The sequence below is a fragment of the Corynebacterium vitaeruminis genome (genome assembly GCF_001054325.1).
GTDB lineage: Bacteria > Actinomycetota > Actinomycetes > Mycobacteriales > Mycobacteriaceae > Corynebacterium > Corynebacterium vitaeruminis_A.
Genome location: NZ_JVVM01000001.1, coordinates 24,328 through 44,118 on the forward strand (window position 1 = coordinate 24,328; position 19,791 = coordinate 44,118).

General features: G+C 59.5%; 20 protein-coding genes. 15 read left to right on the forward strand and 5 right to left on the reverse strand.

What is annotated here, in order from left to right; translation table 11 throughout:
• Position 1: 1 nt before the first annotated feature.
• Positions 2-625, reverse strand: coding sequence for a low molecular weight phosphatase family protein (locus ADA16_RS00110; RefSeq protein ID WP_048758288.1), 624 nt, complete (start codon positions 623-625; stop codon positions 2-4).
• A gap of 187 nt (positions 626-812) precedes the next feature.
• Between ADA16_RS00110 and hisH the strand changes: the two genes are divergently transcribed.
• The 12 genes from hisH to pyk all read left to right on the forward strand — a co-directional run bounded on the left by hisH (position 813) and on the right by pyk (position 12,285).
• On the forward strand, positions 813-1,511 hold the full coding sequence (gene hisH, locus ADA16_RS00115) for an imidazole glycerol phosphate synthase subunit HisH (RefSeq protein ID WP_048758289.1): 699 nt from the start codon (positions 813-815) through the stop codon (positions 1,509-1,511).
• 147 nt (positions 1,512-1,658) lie between these two features.
• Complete coding sequence (priA, locus tag ADA16_RS00120; RefSeq protein WP_193387460.1) at positions 1,659-2,393, forward strand: bifunctional 1-(5-phosphoribosyl)-5-((5-phosphoribosylamino)methylideneamino)imidazole-4-carboxamide isomerase/phosphoribosylanthranilate isomerase PriA; 735 nt, start codon at positions 1,659-1,661, stop codon at positions 2,391-2,393.
• Between the two features lie 103 nt (positions 2,394-2,496).
• On the forward strand, positions 2,497-3,309 hold the full coding sequence (locus ADA16_RS00125; protein WP_048758291.1) for an inositol monophosphatase family protein: 813 nt from the start codon (positions 2,497-2,499) through the stop codon (positions 3,307-3,309).
• Positions 3,310-3,391: 82 nt separating this feature from the next.
• Complete coding sequence (gene hisF / locus ADA16_RS00130) at positions 3,392-4,168, forward strand: imidazole glycerol phosphate synthase subunit HisF (protein ID WP_048758292.1); 777 nt, start codon at positions 3,392-3,394, stop codon at positions 4,166-4,168.
• Positions 4,165-4,563, forward strand: a complete 399-nt coding sequence (gene hisI, locus ADA16_RS00135; RefSeq protein WP_048758293.1) for a phosphoribosyl-AMP cyclohydrolase — start codon at positions 4,165-4,167, stop codon at positions 4,561-4,563. Before hisF ends, hisI begins: the two co-directional genes overlap by 4 nt.
• 111 nt (positions 4,564-4,674) lie before the next feature.
• A complete protein-coding gene (locus tag ADA16_RS00140) occupies positions 4,675-6,219 on the forward strand; it encodes an anthranilate synthase component I (protein ID WP_048758294.1) in 1,545 nt (514 codons plus the stop codon).
• A 7-nt stretch (positions 6,220-6,226) separates the two neighbouring features.
• On the forward strand, positions 6,227-6,889 hold the full coding sequence (locus tag ADA16_RS00145; protein WP_048758295.1) for a TIGR02234 family membrane protein: 663 nt from the start codon (positions 6,227-6,229) through the stop codon (positions 6,887-6,889).
• Entirely contained in the window at positions 6,882-7,688 is an 807-nt protein-coding gene (trpC, locus tag ADA16_RS00150) for an indole-3-glycerol phosphate synthase TrpC (protein WP_048758296.1), read from the forward strand. Before ADA16_RS00145 ends, trpC begins: the two co-directional genes overlap by 8 nt.
• 147 nt (positions 7,689-7,835) lie before the next feature.
• Positions 7,836-9,125 carry a tryptophan synthase subunit beta gene (gene trpB, locus ADA16_RS00155; RefSeq protein WP_082150608.1) on the forward strand — a complete coding sequence of 430 codons (1,290 nt, stop codon included), beginning with the start codon at positions 7,836-7,838 and terminating at the stop codon, positions 9,123-9,125.
• Complete coding sequence (gene trpA, locus ADA16_RS00160) at positions 9,126-9,905, forward strand: tryptophan synthase subunit alpha (protein ID WP_048758297.1); 780 nt, start codon at positions 9,126-9,128, stop codon at positions 9,903-9,905.
• Between the two features lie 7 nt (positions 9,906-9,912).
• Positions 9,913-10,836 carry a prolipoprotein diacylglyceryl transferase gene (gene lgt / locus ADA16_RS00165; protein WP_048758298.1) on the forward strand — a complete coding sequence of 308 codons (924 nt, stop codon included), beginning with the start codon at positions 9,913-9,915 and terminating at the stop codon, positions 10,834-10,836.
• Positions 10,837-10,869: 33 nt separating this feature from the next.
• Complete coding sequence (gene pyk / locus ADA16_RS00170) at positions 10,870-12,285, forward strand: pyruvate kinase (RefSeq protein ID WP_048758299.1); 1,416 nt, start codon at positions 10,870-10,872, stop codon at positions 12,283-12,285.
• A gap of 117 nt (positions 12,286-12,402) precedes the next feature.
• Here the strand turns inward: pyk and ADA16_RS00175 are convergent, their stop codons facing one another.
• Both ADA16_RS00175 and ADA16_RS00180 read right to left on the reverse strand, forming a co-directional pair.
• The gene (locus ADA16_RS00175) at positions 12,403-13,680 is read right to left on the reverse strand and encodes an amidohydrolase (protein WP_048758300.1); all 1,278 of its coding nucleotides are present in this window, start codon (positions 13,678-13,680) and stop codon (positions 12,403-12,405) included.
• Between the two features lie 44 nt (positions 13,681-13,724).
• A complete protein-coding gene (locus ADA16_RS00180) occupies positions 13,725-15,074 on the reverse strand; it encodes a DUF4921 family protein (RefSeq protein WP_048758301.1) in 1,350 nt (449 codons plus the stop codon).
• 112 nt (positions 15,075-15,186) lie between these two features.
• Here ADA16_RS00180 and ADA16_RS00185 point away from each other — a divergent pair, with 112 nt between their 5' ends.
• The 3 genes from ADA16_RS00185 to ADA16_RS00195 all read left to right on the forward strand — a co-directional run bounded on the left by ADA16_RS00185 (position 15,187) and on the right by ADA16_RS00195 (position 18,028).
• Complete coding sequence (locus ADA16_RS00185) at positions 15,187-15,570, forward strand: hypothetical protein (protein WP_048758302.1); 384 nt, start codon at positions 15,187-15,189, stop codon at positions 15,568-15,570.
• A gap of 255 nt (positions 15,571-15,825) precedes the next feature.
• The gene (gene gdhA / locus ADA16_RS00190; protein WP_048758303.1) at positions 15,826-17,169 is read left to right on the forward strand and encodes an NADP-specific glutamate dehydrogenase; all 1,344 of its coding nucleotides are present in this window, start codon (positions 15,826-15,828) and stop codon (positions 17,167-17,169) included.
• A gap of 97 nt (positions 17,170-17,266) precedes the next feature.
• A complete protein-coding gene (locus ADA16_RS00195; RefSeq protein WP_048758304.1) occupies positions 17,267-18,028 on the forward strand; it encodes a sulfite exporter TauE/SafE family protein in 762 nt (253 codons plus the stop codon).
• 49 nt (positions 18,029-18,077) lie between these two features.
• On the opposite strand, the gene ehuA is transcribed toward ADA16_RS00195, so the two are convergent.
• Both ehuA and ADA16_RS00205 read right to left on the reverse strand, forming a co-directional pair.
• A complete protein-coding gene (gene ehuA, locus ADA16_RS00200; RefSeq protein WP_048758305.1) occupies positions 18,078-18,851 on the reverse strand; it encodes an ectoine/hydroxyectoine ABC transporter ATP-binding protein EhuA in 774 nt (257 codons plus the stop codon).
• Complete coding sequence (locus ADA16_RS00205; protein WP_414629635.1) at positions 18,852-19,769, reverse strand: amino acid ABC transporter permease; 918 nt, start codon at positions 19,767-19,769, stop codon at positions 18,852-18,854.
• Positions 19,770-19,791 lie beyond the last annotated feature (22 nt).

Here is a 19,791-nt window from a genome sequence, read left to right on the forward strand (position 1 = left end):
GTTATGCGACGGCAACGTCCATCTCGGCCAGGAGAGCCCGCAGGCGAGTTTCGATGTCGTCGATAAGCGACTGGAGCTCATCGTCTGCGAGTGTGTCTGGGTCGACGATATCCCACTCGATGTAGCGGTCGCCTGGGACTGCCGGTGTCTCCTCGATGCCCATGAGCACTACGACATCGGCGCGGTGGGAAACACGGGGAGTAATCGTTTTTTGAGTGAGGCGCGAGGTGTCCACCCCGCGGTCATGAAGAGCTTCGACGACGCGCGGATTCAGGCCATCCTCTGGGTTCAGGCCGATCGTGCGGATAAAGACTTCGTCACCGGCCAGATGGTAAGCCAGGGCAGTGGCAATCTGGCTGCGGCCGGAGCCGCGGCTGTCGGCAAAGAGAATTTCCTGGCGAGGGGCGAAGTCCTTGCAACTACTGGAGGCCTTAATGCGTTCGATGGCTTCGCGTTCAGCGAGGACCGGAAGGAAGTTGGTCACCTTGGCGGAGTCGGACAGCTCTGCAATCACATCATCGAGAATGGAATCGATAGTCGTAGCGTCGCAGGCCGCACCATAGAGCCGGTGAAGGTCCTCACGAACAATGGCAAATGATTTACTGAGGACAGATGCGGTAGTCATAGCGTCGGAGCCTCTCTGTGAAAGTAATTTGGGCTAGTGGGAATAAATTAATAACTTACTTAACCTGTTGTTAACCTAGAGTTTACCAAGTTATTTTTCGGTTGTATACCAGCGCTTTTTCCTGTCCGTCCAGCTTTCTTGGGGTAAATAGCAAAGGCCGCCCCTTAGCGCCTTAAAATGACCAACTATGGAACAAGTCTCACCATCGACGAAGACCCCGACCGTTGCCATCCTCGATTACGGCTCCGGTAATTTGCGTTCGGCTGAGCGCGCTGTGGCCACCACGGGCGCCGAGGTTATTGTGACCGCTGACCCGAAGATCGTGATGGAGGCCGATGGTCTCCTCGTTCCCGGCGTCGGTGCCTATGCCGCATGCATGGAGGGTCTGCATCGAGTTCAGGGGCCGCGTTTGATTGGCTCTCGGCTCGCCGGTGGGCGACCGGTGATGGGGATCTGCGTTGGTATGCAGGTGCTCTTTGATCGCGGTGTCGAGTACGCCGACGGTATCCACGCAGCGGAGACCGACGCTTCTGCGACCGTTACCGGCACCCCAGGTTGCGGTGAATGGCCGGGTACTGTCGAGCGTCTCGAAGCATCAATCCTGCCGCACATGGGCTGGAACACGGTCGATGTGCCGGAAGGCTCGAAGATGTTTAAGGGGCTGGAGGGCCAGCGTTTTTACTTCGTCCATTCCTACGGTGTGCGCAAGTGGGACCTCGACACGGATTCTCGCATCGCTCCGCCATTGGTGACCTGGTCCACCCACGAATCCGATCGGTTCATCGCGGCAATCGAAAATGGCCCGCTGTGGGCTACACAGTTCCACCCGGAGAAATCCGGTGAAGCAGGGCTGAAGCTGCTGCAGAACTGGGTAGATACGCTGTAATCACGCAGTCGGTAGTATCTGCCCTAACCGCACTACCTGGTAGGTGACGGAATTTCACCACCTAGACCACCTATACTGAGATAACTAGCAATAAGCGTCGTGGCGGGAATGGCCACTTCGCTCAGAGTCGAAGAGAGTAGAGCCCCCATGAGTTTGACCCTGCTGCCCGCTGTAGACGTAGCCGACGGCCAGGCTGTGCGCCTTGTCCAGGGTGCTGCTGGAACCGAGACTTCCTACGGTGCACCACTGGAAGCAGCCATGAACTGGCAGAATGCAGGCGCCGAGTGGATCCACCTGGTTGACCTCGATGCCGCATTCGGTCGTGGTTCGAACTACGACCTGCTTGCCGACGTCGTGGGCAAGCTCGACGTGAAGGTGGAGCTCTCCGGCGGTATTCGTGACAACGCTTCGCTCGAGGCTGCGCTGGCCACCGGCTGTGCTCGTGTCAATATTGGCACCGCCGCACTGGAGAATCCGGAGTGGTGCCGCGAGGTTATCGCCAACTACGGCGACCGTGTGGCAATCGGTCTGGACGTTCTCAACGAAGAGGGACAGTGGCGCCTGCGCGGCCGCGGCTGGGTCTCCGACGGTGGTGACCTCTGGGAGGTGCTGGAGCGCCTGGATGCTCAGGGTGCATCCCGTTTTGTGGTGACTGATGTCTCCAAGGACGGCACCCTGCGGGGGCCGAATGTGGAACTGCTGCGCGAGGTCGCCGCTGCCACCGATGCTCCAATCGTCGCTTCCGGCGGTGTCAGCAGCCTGGACGACATTGCAGCTATCGCCAAGCTGGTCGATGAGGGCGTCGACTCCGCAATTGTGGGCAAGGCACTCTACGCAGGTCGTTTCACCCTGGAAGAAGCCCTGGCAGTAGCCCGCGGCTAAAGACAACACTTTCGTGGCCGGGCTGGGGAGACGTCGTAAAGCGGAAGCGTCAACGAGCAGACGGTGCCCTGGCCGAGACGGCGGATGAAGGACTTAGAAAACTATGGATGCCCTGGAACCGCGGGCGATGCTCGCTATCGCTGAAGCAGCGCTCGATGAGGTCGAAGGCCTGTTTACGCAGCAGGTGGGCGCGGACCCGGTCGTCATGAAGCCGCGCGGGGATTTCGCGACGGAGACTGACCTGGAAATTGAGCGTCGTCTGCGCCAGCTCCTCACGCAATATTCCGGCTTGCCTGTTTATGGCGAGGAATTCGGCGGCAAGGTTCCCGAGGAACACACAGCCTGGGTCATCGATCCGATTGACGGCACCACGAACTATTCCAACGGCTTTCCGCTGTGCGCTATGCTGCTCACACTCATGCATGAGGGGGAGCCGGTGGTCGGCATCACCTCCATGCCTCTGCTGCGTCGTCGTATCACCGCAGCTAAAGGCAGTGGCACCTTTGTCAACGGCCGTCGCGTCAACATCGACGCCGAGGCTGGCCGGCCGGTTTCGATTGCTTTCGGGTCTGTCATAGCGCGTACCGACGGCACATTCCCCCGCAAGTGGCGCCAATTGCTGCTGTCAAAGGTGGGCGAGCGCTATCCGACGATTCGAATTACCGGCTCTGTCGGAGTAGACCTGGGATCCACCGCGATGGGGGCCTTCGGCGGCACCGTGACTTTCTCACCGCATGTGTGGGATAACGCAGCTGGTGTATTGCAGATTTCCGAAGCCGGTGGCGTGGTCACAGATCTGGCGGGCAAACCTTGGCGACATGATTCCGTAGGTGTGCTGGCAGGCACACGGGATGTCCATGCCACACTGCGGTCGATTATTAATCAGCTAGGTCATCCGGAAACTTTCCGGAGCTAAATCTTGAGCAATCCCCGCATGGGCGATTTGCACAAACCGTCGAGCCACAACTTTGAGCTAACACGAGGAGAACTTAAAAACTATGTCTCTGGCAGTACGCGTGATTCCCTGCCTGGATGTCAACAATGGGCGGGTCGTCAAGGGAGTTAATTTTGAAAATCTCCGCGATGCCGGCGATCCGGTGGAGTTGGCCCGCCGCTACGGCGAGGAGGGCGCTGATGAGCTGACCTTCCTGGACGTCACAGCTTCCAAGGATGGCCGTGGCACCATGCTCGACGTGGTGCGCCGTACCGCAAGTGAGGTCTTCATTCCGCTGACTGTCGGTGGCGGCGTGCGCAGCGTTGAAGATGTCGATCAACTGCTGCGTGCCGGTGCCGACAAGGTCAGTGTCAATACCGCTGCGATTGCACGCCCGGAACTGCTCAGCGAGCTGTCGCGCCGCTTTGGCGCGCAGTGTGTCGTCCTGTCGGTCGATGCCCGTCGTGTTCCCGAGGGAGGCACGCGGCAGCCGTCAGGCTTCGAGGTCACCACACATGGCGGTTCACGCTCGGCCGGAATTGATGCCGTCGAGTGGGCACGCCGTGGCGAGGAACTCGGCGTCGGCGAAATTCTGCTGAACTCCATGGACGGCGACGGCACCAAGGATGGCTTCGACCTGGAGCTGCTGGAAAAGGTCCGCGCCGCTGTCGATGTCCCGGTGATTGCTTCCGGCGGTGCCGGCAAGGCGGAGCACTTCCCGCTGGCCGTGCGTGCCGGTGCTAACGCGGTTTTGGCCGCGTCCATTTTCCACTTCGGCGAGGTCAGCATCGCCGAGGTCAAGGAAGAGATGGCGCGCGAGGGAATCGAGGTACGTCAGTGACGGGTCTAGCCCCAGGCGCTGCAGCTCACGGTGCAGGAGATGATCCGCGTGAGTACACGCTCCCCGAGGACATTGAGAACATCGCCAAGTTCAATGCTGACGGGTTGATTCCCGCCATTGTGCAGGAAGAATCCACTGGTCGCGTGCTCATGATGGCCTGGATGGATTCCCACGCCCTGGCGTACACCATCGCTACCAAGCGCGGCACCTACTGGTCGCGCTCCCGGTCGGAGTACTGGATCAAGGGCCTGACCAGTGGCCATTTCCAGACGGTGACATCGCTGGCGTTGGACTGCGATGGCGATACCGTACTGATGCAGGTGGTGCAGGACGGCGCGGCATGCCACACTGGCTCGCACAGCTGCTTTGACGTGCATCCCGTGTTCGAGGGCTAAGCAGTCAATCCGGGTTGCCGGGGTGGGGATTTCGTCGTCAAGCGTGCCCGCCTCCGGTGAAGTACGGGGTTAAGTGATGTGCAATCCGGGGTGCGTGGCACAATAGCGGCTATGACTCGTATCACCATGACCACGCGTGAGCGCTTCCGCGAACTGGCAGCACACCATCGGGTTGTGCCCGTGGTTCGCAAGGTTCTGGCGGACGGCGAAACGGCGTTGTCGGCTTACCGCAAGCTCGCGGCCGATCGTCCCGGCACTTTCTTACTGGAGTCCTCCGATGTGGGGCAGTCGTGGTCGCGCTGGTCGTTTATCGGTTGCGGCAGTCGCGCCGCGTTGACGGTGGATGATGCGGGGGAGGCCACGTGGATTGGCAACGCGCCATCGGGTGCGCCAGAGGGCGGAAATCCGCTGGATGCGCTGCGTCGCACACTGGAGCTGCTGCACACGGAACTTCCGCTTGCCGACGATGCCTCGGTACCCAAGCTCACTTCTGGTCTCGTTGGCTACTTCGGGCATGACATTGTCCGCTACATCGAACCGCAGCTGCCGGATACCACTGACAATGATTTGCAGATTCCGGAGCTCATGCAGCTGCTGGTGGAGGACCTGGCTGCTTTTGACCACCACGAGGGTGTGCTGTGGCTGATTTCCAATGCCGTCAACTGGGACGGCTCGGATGAGCGGATTGATCAGGCGTATGACACCGCCTGTGATCGTGTCAATGCGATGGTGGAGCGGCTGTCGGAACCCTCTGATCTGCGTCCGGCGGAAGTTAGCTTCCCAGAGCCGGTGATTCGTCGCCAGCGCACTGCCGAGGACCACATGGACCGCATTGAGCGTTGCAAGGACCACATCCGCGCCGGCGATGCGTTCCAGATCGTGCTTTCACAGCGGTTCGAGATGGACACGCAGGCATCGGCCTTTGATATCTACCGCATTCTGCGAGTTTCCAATCCGTCGCCCTACATGTTCCTAGTCAATGTCCCGACCAAGGACTTTTCCGATACCGCTTTCCAAATTGTCGGTTCCTCCCCGGAGTCGCTCGTGGCAGTCCAAGGCAGTGAGGTCATCACCAATCCCATCGCGGGCACACGTCCGCGCGGTGCCACGGTGGAGCAGGACAATGCGCTGGAAGCTGATTTGCTGGCAGACGAGAAGGAAAATAGTGAGCATCTGATGCTCGTCGATCTTGGTCGCAATGACCTCGGACGTGTCTGCCGCCCGGGCAGTGTTGTTGTGCACGACTTCCGTCATATTGAGCGCTACAGTCACGTTATGCATCTGGTTTCTACGGTCACCGGCGAGCTTTCCAGCGACGCCACGGCCGTCGACGCATTCGCGGCAACCTTCCCAGCGGGAACGCTCTCAGGTGCGCCGAAGCCTTCCGCGCTGAGCATTATCGACAAGTTCGAAGACACGCGCCGGGGTGTTTATGGCGGCACTGTTGGATATTTTGACTTCCGGGGCAATACCGATCAGGCAATTGCCATCCGCACAGGCGTGAAGAAGGACGATACCGTCTACGTCCAGGCCGGTGGCGGAATTGTCAGTGATTCTGACCCAGCTGCTGAGGATGAAGAGACCCGCAACAAGGCCGCGGCTGTGCTGCGAGCTGTCGCAGCAGCTGAGACACTAGTCCCAGCGGAAAGGAGCTAGGTTTTCGATGAAGTCGACAACGATGCTCTCCGGTGGCCTCATTGGTGTGGCCGCAGCGGGAATGTGGTTGTGCAGCCGAAGTGCGTGGCTGACAGTCGATACTGTCGACGACAAGTCCGGTCCTGCGACCACAGATTTGGTGGGCGCAGTATGGGCTCCAGAGTTGACCTCGATTGCGCTGGCAATGGTGGCCGCGCTTTTTGCCACCACCATTTTGGGCGCACTCGGCCGCCGTATCGTCGGTGGGCTTGCGGCGCTGCTCGCAATTGCGGCGTCGTGGACTCCGATGACTCTGCTTGCCAGCGGAGAAGACGGTGTGGACTCCCAGCGGGCACTGGACTTGTTGACGTCGGGAAGCGCCTCACAACGCGCCAGTGATGCGGTGACTGTGGCAGACTGGGCGCAGGTCGAAGCAATCGAAGTGCATGCGATGGGGCCAGCCCTGGCCTTGTTGTGGTGCGCATTGGCGCTGGTCGGGGCGGTATTGATGGTGCGTCGTCCGGGTGCCGTGAAGAAGCAGAAGTCCAGCGCGTATGAGACCCCGGAGGTCCGCCGCCAGCGTATTGCCGAGGACCTGGAGGAAGACCCGCAGTCGGGTCGCGTTCTGTGGGATGCTTTGGATGCCGGTGTAGATCCTACGGATCTGGATAAGGAGAAAGACCGTGGCTAACGTTCTGGACAAGATTATTGAGGGCGTGCGGGAAGATCTCGCTGCTCGGGAAGCCAAGATTTCCTACCGTGAGATCAAGGAACTCTCGCTGAAGGCACCGTCGCCGATTGATGCTGTGGCGGCACTGGCTAAGCCCGGTGTGCAGGTGATTGCAGAGGTCAAGCGTGCTTCTCCGTCGAAGGGTGAGTTGGCTGACATTCCTTCGCCGGAGGTCTTGGCCGCTGAGTACGAGCAGGGTGGCGCCGCTGTTATTTCCTGCCTGACTGAGGAGCGCCGCTTCCGCGGTTCGCTGGCTGACCTCGATGCCGTGCGCCGCGCGGTGAATATTCCGGTGCTGCGCAAGGACTTCATCGTTACTCCGTACCAGGTCCACGAGGCCCGTGCGCACGGTGCCGACCTGGTACTGCTGATGTGCTCGGCTCTGGACCAACCGACGCTGGAGTCCCTGCTGGATCGCACGGAATCACTCGGCATGAACGCTCTCGTTGAGGCGCACACCGCCGAAGAGGTTGAGCGTGCCGAGGCCGCTGGCGCTAAGATTCTCGGTATCAATGCCCGCAATCTGAAGACTCTCGACGTGGACCTCGCCGTGTATGAACGCCTTGCGCCGATGTTGCCAGATCACGTTGTGAAGGTGGCAGAGTCCGGCGTTAAGGGGCCGGAGGAATTGCGCTACTACGCTTCTCATGGCGCCGACGCGGTGCTGGTGGGCGAGGGGCTGGTTACCGCGGGCAAGCCGGGTGAGGCTTGCCGACGTCTCGTTGCCGCCGGTGTCCACCCGACATTGCGCAGCGAATAGTGGCAGTTCGCGGTCGCGATGATCAGCTGCATCGCACCGCGAATTCCGCCTCATTTGGTTGCGTGTCACACCTGTTGTGCTGGCACACCACAGTTTCTTAGGCCTTATGTCCCCGCAATAGGTGGGGATAGTCCACAATAGATAACTGTGAGTGACCAAGATTTCAAGAATCATGATGCCCGCGGTGACCGTCTGCCCACGATGGGTGAGGTTATCGCGGAGACAACGAACCACGAGTCAGATGCCATTGGGCACTGGGGTAAGTGGGGCGGCCAGTTTGTGCCAGAGGCGCTGATGGCCGTCATCGGTGAGGTCACCGATGGCTACGCGAAGGCCCGCGTTGATCAGGATTTTCTGGATGAACTCGACCGGCTGCAGCGTACTTATGTCGGCCGTCCCTCGCCGCTGTACTACGCGGAGAAGTTCTCCGCTGACATCGGCGCTGACGTCTGGCTCAAGCGCGAGGATCTGAACCATACTGGCAGCCACAAGATTAATAACGTCTTGGGCCAAGTCCTGCTTGCCAAGCGTATGGGCAAGAAGAACATCATTGCCGAGACCGGTGCCGGACAGCACGGTGTCGCAACCGCGACTGCTTGTGCGCTGCTCGGCCTTAACTGCCGTATTTACATGGGTAAAGTCGACGCAATCCGCCAGCGGCTCAACATTGCCCGCATGCGACTGCTTGGCGCTGAGGTCATCGAGGTCGAGATTGGCTCGAAGACCCTCAAGGACGCGATTAATGAGGCCATGCGCTTCTGGGTTTCGCATGCTGATGACACTTACTACTGCTTCGGTACGGCCGCCGGACCGCATCCGTTCCCAACGATGGTGCGCGACTTCCAGCGCATCATCAGTGCGGAGGCGCGCCAGCAGATTTTGGCCGAGACCGGCTCGCTTCCCGACGCCGTCGTGGCCTGTGTCGGCGGCGGTTCTAATGCAATCGGCGCGTTCCACCACTTCATCGATGATGAATCGGTTCGCCTGATTGGAGCTGAAGCCGGTGGTGACGGTGTTGAGACCGGTCGCCATGCAGCCCCGATTTCGGCTGCCGGTAATCCGGGTGTGTTCCAGGGCTCTTTTGCCGCCCTGATGCAGAACGAGGATGGCCAGATTACGGAGTCGCACTCGATTTCCGCCGGCCTGGATTACCCTGGCGTGGGCCCAGAGCACTCCTACCTGGCTGATATTGATCGCGCCTCCTACCTGCCGGTGACCGATACCCAGGCGATGCAGGCATTCCAGGATCTGACTCGGATGGAGGGCATCCTGCCCGCTATCGAGTCCGCACACGCGGTAGCTGCGGCTCGTCTCATCAGTGATGACCTGCGCGAAGAGCTGGGCCGTAAGCCGCTGATTATTGTCAATGTTTCCGGTCGCGGTGACAAGGATGTCGACACCGCTGCTAAGTGGTTTGATCTGATGGAGGAGTCCTAAATGAGTCTGAGCGACGTCTTTGCCAAGGTCCGTGAGGAAAACCGCGCAGCATTTATCGGCTACTACCCAGCAGGTTTCCCGACCACCGATAAGTCGATTGAGAACATCAAGGCGATTGTTGACGCCGGCGCCGACATCATCGAGGTTGGTCTGCCTTTCTCCGATCCGATGATGGACGGCCCGACTATTCAGGATGCCGCCAACGTAGCTCTGGATGCGGGCTTCCGCACCCGCGAGATTATGCGTGTGGTCCGCGAAGTCACCGAACACGGCGGAACCTGTGTGGTGATGAGCTACTGGAACCCGATTCTCCAGTATGGTCCGGAGCGTTTCGCCGAGGACCTGGCCGCTGCCGGTGGTCGTGGCACCATCATCCCAGACCTCATCCCCGAGGAGGCCGGCCAGTGGCAGCGTGCAGCTGAGGCCAATGGCCTGTCCAACATCATGTTGGTGGCTCCCTCATCGACCAACGAGCGTCTGCAGCTAACCGCTACCGCGTCGACCGGCTTCGTCTATGCCACCAGCCACATGGGTGTCACAGGTGCCCAGGCCAGTGTCGACTCGGCCGCTGGCAAGCTGGTTGCACGCACGCGAGAGGTCACCGACACCCCGGTGTGCGTTGGTCTGGGCGTCTCCAATGGGGCACAGGCCGCCGAGATTGCCGAGTTCGCAGATGGTGTTATCGTCGGCTCGGCACTGATTAAGGCTGCGATGAAGAGCACCGATGACCTGGTAACGCTCGCCCGTGAACTCGCTGCGGGCGTACGAGGAGAGAGCTAGCGCACCTATGAGTTCCACCCTTGTCCTCGCTGAGGCAGCAACGACGTATTTGGCCAACATTCCCTCCCCGTCGCAGGGCGTGTGGCAGTTAGGGCCGCTACCACTGCGCGGTTACGCGATTTCCATCCTGGTTGGCGTACTCGTTGGCATTTATTGGATGCAGCGCCGCTACGCAGCCAGGGGTGGAGACCCGGAGTTGGTCCTCGACATTGCCATTGCAGTCATTCCTGCGGGCATTATCGGTGGCCGTCTCTACCACGTCGCCACCGACTGGGAAAAATACTTCGGCCCCGGCGCTAATCCCGCCGATGCGCTGAAAATCACCAACGGTGGGCTCGGTATCTGGGGAGCTGTGGCGCTGGGGGTGCTGGCGGCGTGGGCGGTCGCCAAGTGGCGGAAGGTTCCGTTCGCGCCTTTGCTCGACGCGGCTGCACCCGCCATCATTCTTGGACAGGCCATTGGGCGCCTGGGCAACTGGTTCAATCAGGAACTCTACGGTGGCCCAACATCGCTCCCATGGGGCCTGGAAATTTACCAACGAGTAGATGAGTTCGGCAGGGTTGCCCCGGTCACCGGAACGTCGACAGGCGAAGTGCTGGCTGTTGTGCACCCGACGTTCCTCTACGAGATGGTGTGGAACATCCTCGCTTGCCTGGTCATTGTCTGGGCAGATCGAAAGTTCAAGATGGGCGGCGGGCGAGTCTTTGCACTCTATGTGGCGGCCTACACTTTGGGGCGTTTCTTCATTGAGCTCATGCGCGTCGATGACGCAACGTTGGTATTCGGTGTGCGTATTAACAACATCACCTCGCTGGTGGTCTTCCTGAGTGCCGTGATTACCCTGTGGATTCTGCGGGGCAAGAGCCGCGAATCTGCAGATGAAGTAAGGGGACAGGATGACGCTGCCGAAGCCCGTAGTGTTTCCAACTGACGCATAGCCCCGTAAGGGACTAGGCTAGAGTCCGTGCTTAGACGAACGAAGATTGTATGTACTCTCGGTCCAGCAGTTGCTTCGCTGGAGGGGATTACCGGGCTGGTCAACGCCGGCATGGATGTTGCCCGTCTGAATTTCTCTCACGGTGAGCATGAGGACCACGCTCAGAACTACCGCTGGGTGCGTGAAGCATCCGATGCTACGGGACGTGCAGTCGGTATTCTCGCCGACCTGCAGGGACCAAAGATTCGCCTTGGTCGCTTTAAGGACGACTCCACGTACTGGGACGACGGCGAGATTGTGCGCATCACCGTCGACGATGTCGAAGGCACGCACGACCGCGTCTCCACCACGTACAAGAACCTCGCTGATGATGCCCGTCCGGGCGATCGCCTGCTTGTCGACGACGGTAAGGTGGGCTTGGAGTGCATCGAGGTAGATGGCAATGACGTGGTATGCCGCGTCATTGAAGGCGGCCCAGTCTCCAATAACAAGGGTGTTTCCCTGCCGGGCATGAACATCTCGGTGCCGGCTCTGTCGGAGAAGGATATCGCCGACCTGCGCTTCGCCCTCAAGCTAGGGGTGGACTTCATTGCGCTGTCCTTTGTCCGTTCGCCTTCCGACGTCGAACTGGTCCATGCGGTCATGGATGAGGTTGGCCGTCGTGTTCCGATTATCGCCAAGCTGGAGAAGCCAGAGGCAGTCGAGTCTCTCGAGGCCATCATCTTGGCCTTCGACGCCGTGATGGTTGCCCGCGGTGACCTCGGTGTTGAGGTGCCGCTGGAAGATGTTCCGCTGGTTCAAAAGCGCGCTATTCAGATTGCTCGTGAGAACGCCAAGCCGGTCATCGTGGCCACCCAGATGCTCGACTCCATGATTTCGAACTCGCGCCCGACTCGTGCGGAGGCCTCCGACGTGGCCAACGCTGTGCTCGATGGCGCAGATGCCGTGATGCTCTCGGGTGAGACCTCGATTGGTAAGTACCCGCAGGCCACGGTTAAGACCATGGCTCGCATCGTCACCGCGGCTGAGCGCGAAGGCGAAGTTCCTGCGCTGACTCACATGCCGCGTACTAAGCGTGGTGTGATTTCCTACGCCGCTCGCGATATCGGTGAGCGTTTGAACGCACGCGCTATGGTTGCTTTCACCACCTCGGGTGATACCGCTCGCCGTGTGGCACGCTTGCACTCTCGCCTGCCGCTGCTGGTATTTACTCCGAATCAGCAGGTTCGTTCGCAGCTTGCGCTGACGTGGGGCGCGGAGACCTTCTTGGTGCGCGAGGTCGGCAGCACCGACGAGATCATGCAGGTCATCGATGAGCAGCTCTTGACCATGGAAATCTACAACGCTGGTGACACGCTGGTCGTTGTTGCTGGTACCCCTCCAGGAAATGAGGGCAATACCAACATGATTCACGTCCACGTTATTGGTGAGGACGCACGCTAGCGCTCTGACATGTTCGAAAAGCCGGTAGCCCTTTTGGGCTACCGGCTTTTGCTTGGGCTTTCAACCTGGGCTGTTTTGGTGGAGCTTAGCGCTGGGCAAACAGCCGGCACACGACCTCTACTTCGCCAGGTAGGACAGCACGGCGGCAGCGGCGGCAAAAGTTGCGGAGGTAGCCGTCGGCTCGAAGTCCGGCAGGAATGTCGGCATGTGGTTCGACGGCACGTCTTCGACCACGCGGTCTGCTGCAACGGCGGCTTCCCACGTACCTCGAGGCGTGGCACCAACTGTCCAGTAGACATATGGGGAGTTCAGGCCACGCGGAAGATCTGAGAAGTCCTCCGACGCGGTCCACGGGACAGCATCGGTGGAGTCTTCGCCGAGCACAGCGTCCATGACCGGGCGAATCGTGGCAAACGCCTCCGAATCATTGTCAGTGACTTCGCCGTGATCGGAGTACTCAATCACTGGCTCAACCTCAGTGCCGGAAGCCAGGCACTCGCCGCGAACAACGCGCTCAATGCCGGCAATGAGCTTGGCTCGCACCTCGTTGGAGTAGTAGCGAATGTTCAGCACAATCTTGGCCTGACCGGGGATTGTGTTATTCGAATTGCCGGACTGCAGCGTGCCGACGGACAAAACACCAAACTCGTGGGGAGGAATTTCGCGCCCCACAATTCCCTGCAGGCGCAGAACGATTGCGGCGGCCAAGTATGTCGGGTCAATGGCGTTGTGCGGCATGGAACCATGTGCGGAGCGGCCAGTCAGCGTGATGCTGATGGTGTCGCAGCCAGCTAGCGCCGGGCCGGGCATGGTCATAACCTGACCGGCGGGGCCGGGAACAATGTGCTGGCCGAAGCACACATCTGGGGTCGGGATGAGTTCTGCCAGGCCGTCGTCAATCATGGCCTGTGCACCGCAGGCGAGTTCCTCGGCGGGCTGGAACAGTGCAATGAAAGTACCCGACCACTCAGATTTGGCAGCCGCCATCAAACTAGCCAGACCAAGGCCGGCCGTCATGTGCATGTCATGACCGCAGGCGTGCATGACGGCGGTGGCGGAACCATCGCGGGCGGTGCCAGTGGCGGAGGAAGCGAAGTCCACACCGGTTTCCTCGGAAACCGGAAGCGCATCGATATCAGCACGGAACAGCACGGTGGGGCCGGGGCCATTTTCCATGACACCAACCAGTCCGTGGCCGCCGATTCCCTCATGCACTGTGTAGGTGCCCATGTCGCGAAGAGCACCGGCGAGGTATGCGGCTGTTTTCTCCTCCGCTTGCGACAGCTCCGGGTGCTGGTGCAGGTAGCGGTAGATTTCCCACTGCCTGTCCACCGGCACCCGGTGAGTCGAGATGAGGTCGCGAATGCGGCTCAGTCGTGCTTCATTATTGCTCACCTGGATTAAGACTCCTTACTTCTTTCTCTACTCTGCCCAGAGGCCTATAGTCGCGTTCCGTCCTCGACAAGCGGGTTGTACTTCAGGGAATTCGGCAGGCACTGGCACTCGGTCGCAATGTGAATGCTGTCCGAGATCTTCCCGGTCTCCCGTAGACGGTACATCTCTGGTACGACGCGGTCGCGCAGATCCCATGGGGAGATGGTGTTCAGATAAATCTTGGTGCCACCTTCAAAGCCGGCCAAGTTCGAGGTGCGCCACTTAATCATCACCCGCCATGGCATGCGGGCATCCAAATCGACAGGACGGTGATGCCATTCCTCATTGCATGGAATGGTGGGGCCGGCAGCGGCATGACAGGCGTGAATCAGGTCCGACATGGCGTCGATTTCAGCGCGGGTTTGCAGCCACGGTTCGCAGATGTCCGACTTCGAGAAAATCTCCAGCGTGGGGTAGCGGTGTCCGAATCCGGCAAAGGCCACTGCATGCTCATTTTCCGCGATGATCAGATTGCGGCGGGCAGCATAGTCCACTGCGAACTCGTTGTAGATATTCGGGTTCTTGCGCACCGCCTGCACTTCGCGCTTGAGCTGCTCGCCGTGCTCATCGATGGCCACAAGCTGCTTGTGCAAGTGATCGAAGCTTGCGCCTGCCGGCTTTAACCAGTTTTGGAAAGCGGCCACATAACGCACGTAGCGGTTACGTCGGTACAGGTCAGCAATTGACTCGACGGTAAACGCAATGAGTGCGCGGTGCTCAGCGACGGTGAGAGTGCCAGAAGAAGCCAGCTGGTTGTCGTGCGTGGCACCATCGACAAAGTGACGACGGGCAACGATTACATCGTGGCCGCCGGCGAAATAGCTTGGGGCTCGGCGCAGCAACTCCTCGTCGGAAAGCGAGCTGATTTCCTCTTCGCTGCGTCCAGCGGCGCGGTAGCGCGTGCGAATGATGTTGAGCACATGCTCGCGGCCTTGCGGGTCGTCGAGGTAGGCCTCCATACGCTGCTGAGTCTCGCGGTCGGGCTCGAATCCGTAGTTGTCCGCCCAGTAGTCATACGAGACGATTTCGAACAGGTTGGGCACGCGGCGGAATTCCGCGGTGGTGTCGAAGAGCTGGTCAGGCAGTACTCCGGTCACTGTGGTGTAACCGCCGAATACTGAGTCATCGAGGACAACGCGGGCCTTCTCTGGTGGGGTTTGCAGCAGATTGTTCCAGCCGAAGGAATCGCGGGAACCAAAATCCTCCTCGCTCAGTGGCTGCGGATCCGGGTGCTTAATTCCCAGCGGCCGATTACCACGACCGGGGACTGTCCACACCTGGGTACCGGAAAAAGGATTGACTTGCTTCACCGTGCCGTCGGCAAGCGTGATGAGAGGATTGCTGAAAGCCTGCATAAATTCAACACTACGTCGTTGTCAGCGGTGGGCGCGCGCCAACGCAGGGGACAGGTGCTTTACGACGGTTAGTTATTGTCTGGCCGTCTCGCGTGGCTTAGCCTGTGAAGTTATGTCGAAGATTGTTTTTCACTGCCTTGTGAAGCCGACCGAATCGGAGGCGCTGGCCGAGGCATTTCGTACTAAGTTGAGTGAGTTTGACCGCGCCGGGGGCGTCAGTGATGTGGATGTCTCCATGGCAGCGGCGGACACCGACGCGCAGTTGGTGGAGCAGTGGGAGCGTGAGAACCCGAAGGAACCGCTAGGAGATAGGAAGGTATTCCGCTATCTCTTGAGCTTCGAGCAGCGCGGCGGTTCGCTTAATGAACTCGCTATGGACCTCTCTGAGCTACTGACTCCGCGTGCAGAATTGCCCCCGGACCCGGTGCTGCGTGAGTTTGACGAATTGCTCGAATCTGTCGCGACGTATCCCTGGAATGTTGCCGTATTTAGGTAATTTCCTACCTAATCGGTGAAAAGTGTAAGCCTCCACAGAGTTGGTGATTGGCTTGGCCAGCGGGTGTAGCGCGTAACACTGCGAGTTTTTCCAGCAATATGCCGTTGTATAATTATGTCCGCTTCAATATCTACAGTTGCCCAGTCCTTGTGCACACAACCTGTGCCACCGAGTTACGGCAGCCGAGAAGTGGTATACAACCGCTGACGGTATGTTCTTCGTGGGCGCCATAATGGTTTCGCAGAGAGGTTTATTTTGAATATCGAGCAGAAGGTTTCGGGACTCTATGACCAGATTCTTACCCGAAACGCCGGTGAGCCGGAGTTCCACCAGGCAGTGGCAGAAGTTCTGGAGTCCCTGAAGGTCGTCCTGGAAAAGGATCCACACTACGGAGACTTCGGCTTGGTTCAGCGTCTGTGTGAGCCGGAGCGCCAGATTATTTTCCGCGTGCCGTGGGTCGACGACCAGGGCCAGGTCCAGGTCAACCGTGGCTTCCGCGTTCAGTTCAACTCTGTGCTGGGCCCGTACAAGGGCGGTCTGCGCTTCCACCCGAGCGTGAACCTTGGCATCATCAAGTTCCTGGGCTTCGAGCAGATTTTCAAGAACTCCCTGACCGGCCTGCCAATCGGTGGCGGCAAGGGTGGCTCCGACTTCGACCCGAAGGGCAAGTCCGAGCTGGAGATCATGCGCTTCTGCCAGTCCTTCATGACTGAGCTGCACCGCCACATCGGTGAGTACCGTGACGTCCCGGCCGGTGACATCGGCGTCGGCGGCCGCGAGATCGGCTACCTGTTCGGTCAGTACCGCCGTATGGCCAACCAGCACGAGTCCGGCGTTCTCACCGGTAAGGGTCTGACTTGGGGCGGTTCCCTGGTTCGTACCGAGGCCACCGGTTACGGCTGCGTTTACTTCACTGAAGAGATGATGAAGGCCAACGGTGCTGACATCAACGGTGCCAAGGTCATCGTTTCCGGTTCCGGTAACGTCGCCATCTACGCCATCAAGAAGGCTCAGGAGCTCGGCGCTACCGTCGTCGGTTTCTCTGACTCCTCCGGTTACGTCTCCACTCCGAACGGTGTCGACGTCGAGCTGCTGAAGGAGATCAAGGAAGTTCGTCGTGCTCGCGTCTCCGAGTACGTGGCCGAGGCTGAGGGCGCTGAGTTCCACGAGGGTGGCAACATCTGGGAGCTCAAGGCCGATGTTGCACTGCCGTGTGCAACTCAGAATGAGCTGAGTGGCGAGTCCGCCAAGCTGCTGGTCGAAAACGGCTGTCGCTTCGTTGCCGAGGGTGCAAACATGCCGTCCACCCCGGAGGCTATCGAGGTCTTTAAGTCCAACGGTGTCTACTTCGCACCGGGCAAGGCTGCCAACGCTGGCGGTGTTGCTACCTCCGCTCTGGAGATGCAGCAGAACGCGACCCGCGATTCTTGGTCCTTCTCCTACACCGATGAGCGCCTGAAGCGCATCATGACCAACATCTTTAAAAATTGCGAGACCACCGCAGCTGAGTACGATCACGAGGGTAACTACGTGCTCGGCGCCAACATTGCAGGTTTCAAGAAGGTCGCTAACGCAATGCTGGCTCAGGGCGTCATCTAGTCCGCTAAAGATTCCGCTAACGTCTCCGCTTTACGACGGATCCCCGGAGACCCCGCCCGTCGAGTAGCCAAAAAGCCCACGCTGTAAACTCCCTCCCATGGAGTTATCAGTGTGGGCTTTTGTCTTTATCGTGGCAACGATTTTCATCGGGGCACTGATGCAGCGAGTAGCCGGCATGGGACTCGGCCTGCTGGGAGGCCCGGTTCTCTCACTGATTGCAGGTCCAGTAGCAGGTATTTTGATTATCAACGTGCTCGCATCGGTCAATGCGGTCATGCAGACCGTCTCGGTGCGGGAAAACGTCGACTGGAAGAAGTTCTGGCTGATTGGTCCGGTGATGTCCTTAGGGGCGCTGCCAGGCGCCTGGGTGGTTCACAACACTCCCAGTGGGCCACTCCAGGTTCTGGTAGGTAGTCTGGTTCTGCTCGCGCTGCTGGTGACATCGTTTATGCCTCAGCGCATGCGTGTTGACGGCCCACAGTACGCCGTCGCCTCTGGCGTGGCCGGTGGCTTTATGAATACGCTGGCCGGCATCGCGGGTCCAGCCATTACCGTTTACGCGCAGGCCTCTCGTTGGCCAGCGCAGACGTTTGCGGCCACCTTGCAGCCGCTTTTCTTTGTCTCCGGCGTATTGTCCTTGCTGTTCAAGGAAGTCAGCGCCGACGTCTCCGTCTTCGCCACCACCCCGGTTATGCTCTGGCCACTGTGTCTGGCTGCCATGGTTGTGGGTATATTTTTGGGCACTCGCGTTTCTCGACGAGTGCCCATTATGCAAGCCCGAAAGCTTGCGGTCATTCTGGCTACTACCGGTGCGGCCGTCACCTTGATTCGCGGTATCTCCGCAACTTTTGGTGCTTAGGCTTGCTGTTCCGCCTTCCAGCCTCTCGTTGCTGTTACTTCCACGGTTATTACTTCAACAGCGAAGACAGGAAGTTGCGGGTGCGTTCGTGCTGCGGATTACCCAGCACCTCATCCGGAGTGCCCTTTTCCACAACCACGCCATCAGCCATGAACACAACCTGGTCGGCGACTTCGCGGGCAAAGCCCATCTCGTGCGTCACGACGACCATGGTCATACCCTTATCGGCCAAACCACGCATGACATTGAGAACCTCACCAACGAGCTCCGGGTCCAGAGCGGAAGTCGGCTCGTCGAAGAGCATTAGCTTCGGCTCCATGGCCAGAGCTCGAGCAATGGCAACACGCTGCTGCTGACCGCCCGAGAGCTGAACAGGGTAAGCATCGGCCTTGTGAGCCAGACCAACAGTCTCCAGCAGCTCCATGGCACGCTTTTCAGCCTGCTCCTGGGAGACACCCTTTACCAGCACTGGTGCCTCGGTGATATTTCCCAGCACCGTGCGGTGCGGGAACAGGTTGAAGTTCTGGAACACCATGCCAATGTCGCGACGCTGACGGGCAGCTTCGGCCGCAGAGATTTCGTAGAGGCTGCCGTTCTTTTCGCGGTAGCCAATCAGGGAATCATCGACGTAGAGACGGCCTGCATTGACCTTCTCCAGGTGGTTGATACAGCGCAGCAGTGTGGACTTGCCGGAGCCCGAAGGGCCAATGAGGCAGGTAACCGTACCGCGTGGAACCTCCAGGTCGATGCCCTTGAGGACCTCGAGCCGGCCGAAGTTCTTACGAACCTTTTGGGCCTCAACCATCAAATCTTTGGTAGTCATTTACTGCGGATCCTCTCGGTAGAAGTGCTCTTCGTCCTTATCGACAACGCGAGTATTAGCAAGTGGCACACCTTCGGCATCGGCAAGCGCGGCCAGCTGGCGGGCGGTGAGCTGACGTGTGGCGCCGCGGGCGAAGTAACGCTCAAGGTAGAACTGGCCGACCATCAGAATTGATGTGATGACCAAGTACCAGGTGGCGGCGACAAGCAGCATCGGCACCGGCAGGAACAACGCGTTGGCGATGTCCGTGGAGCGACCGTAGAGCTCCAGCGAAAACGGCACCGCGATGACCAGGGAAGTGGTCTTCAGCAGGGAAATGAACTCGTTGCCGGTTGGCGGGATGATGATGCGCATAGCCTGCGGCAGGATAGTGCGGCGGACGGTCTGCCACCAGCTCATACCCAATGCCTTCGATGCCTCGGTCTGGCCCTCTGGGACAGCCTGGATGCCGGCACGGACAATTTCAGCCATGTATGCGGACTCGTTCAGACCGAGACCGACGAATGCCAGCACGAAGGTATTGGAGAGGATGGTGCTGAGGTCGACCTCGGTAACGCCCAGGTCAATCGTCGAGTAGATAGTGCCGAGGAGACCCCAAAAGACCAGCTGCACGTAGACCGGCGTTCCTCGGAAAACCCACAGGTAGAACCAAGCAACTGTGGACAGCACGGGGTTTTCCGACATGCGGAGCACTGCGACGATGGCACCGCCGATGATGCCGATAAGCATGGCCAGGACAGTAAGAGCAATGGTCCAGCCAGCGGCAGCGGCGATTCGCGTGTCGAACAGGTACTGGAAGTAAACATCCCAGTGGTAGGCCTCGTTGCGGGCGGCACCGATGATGAACCACAGGAAGAGCAGCAGCAGAATCGCTGCGGTAATCCAGCGACCCGGGTGCGGCAGCGGTTTGGCCTTAATTTCTTCGTTGAGTTCCGCCTGT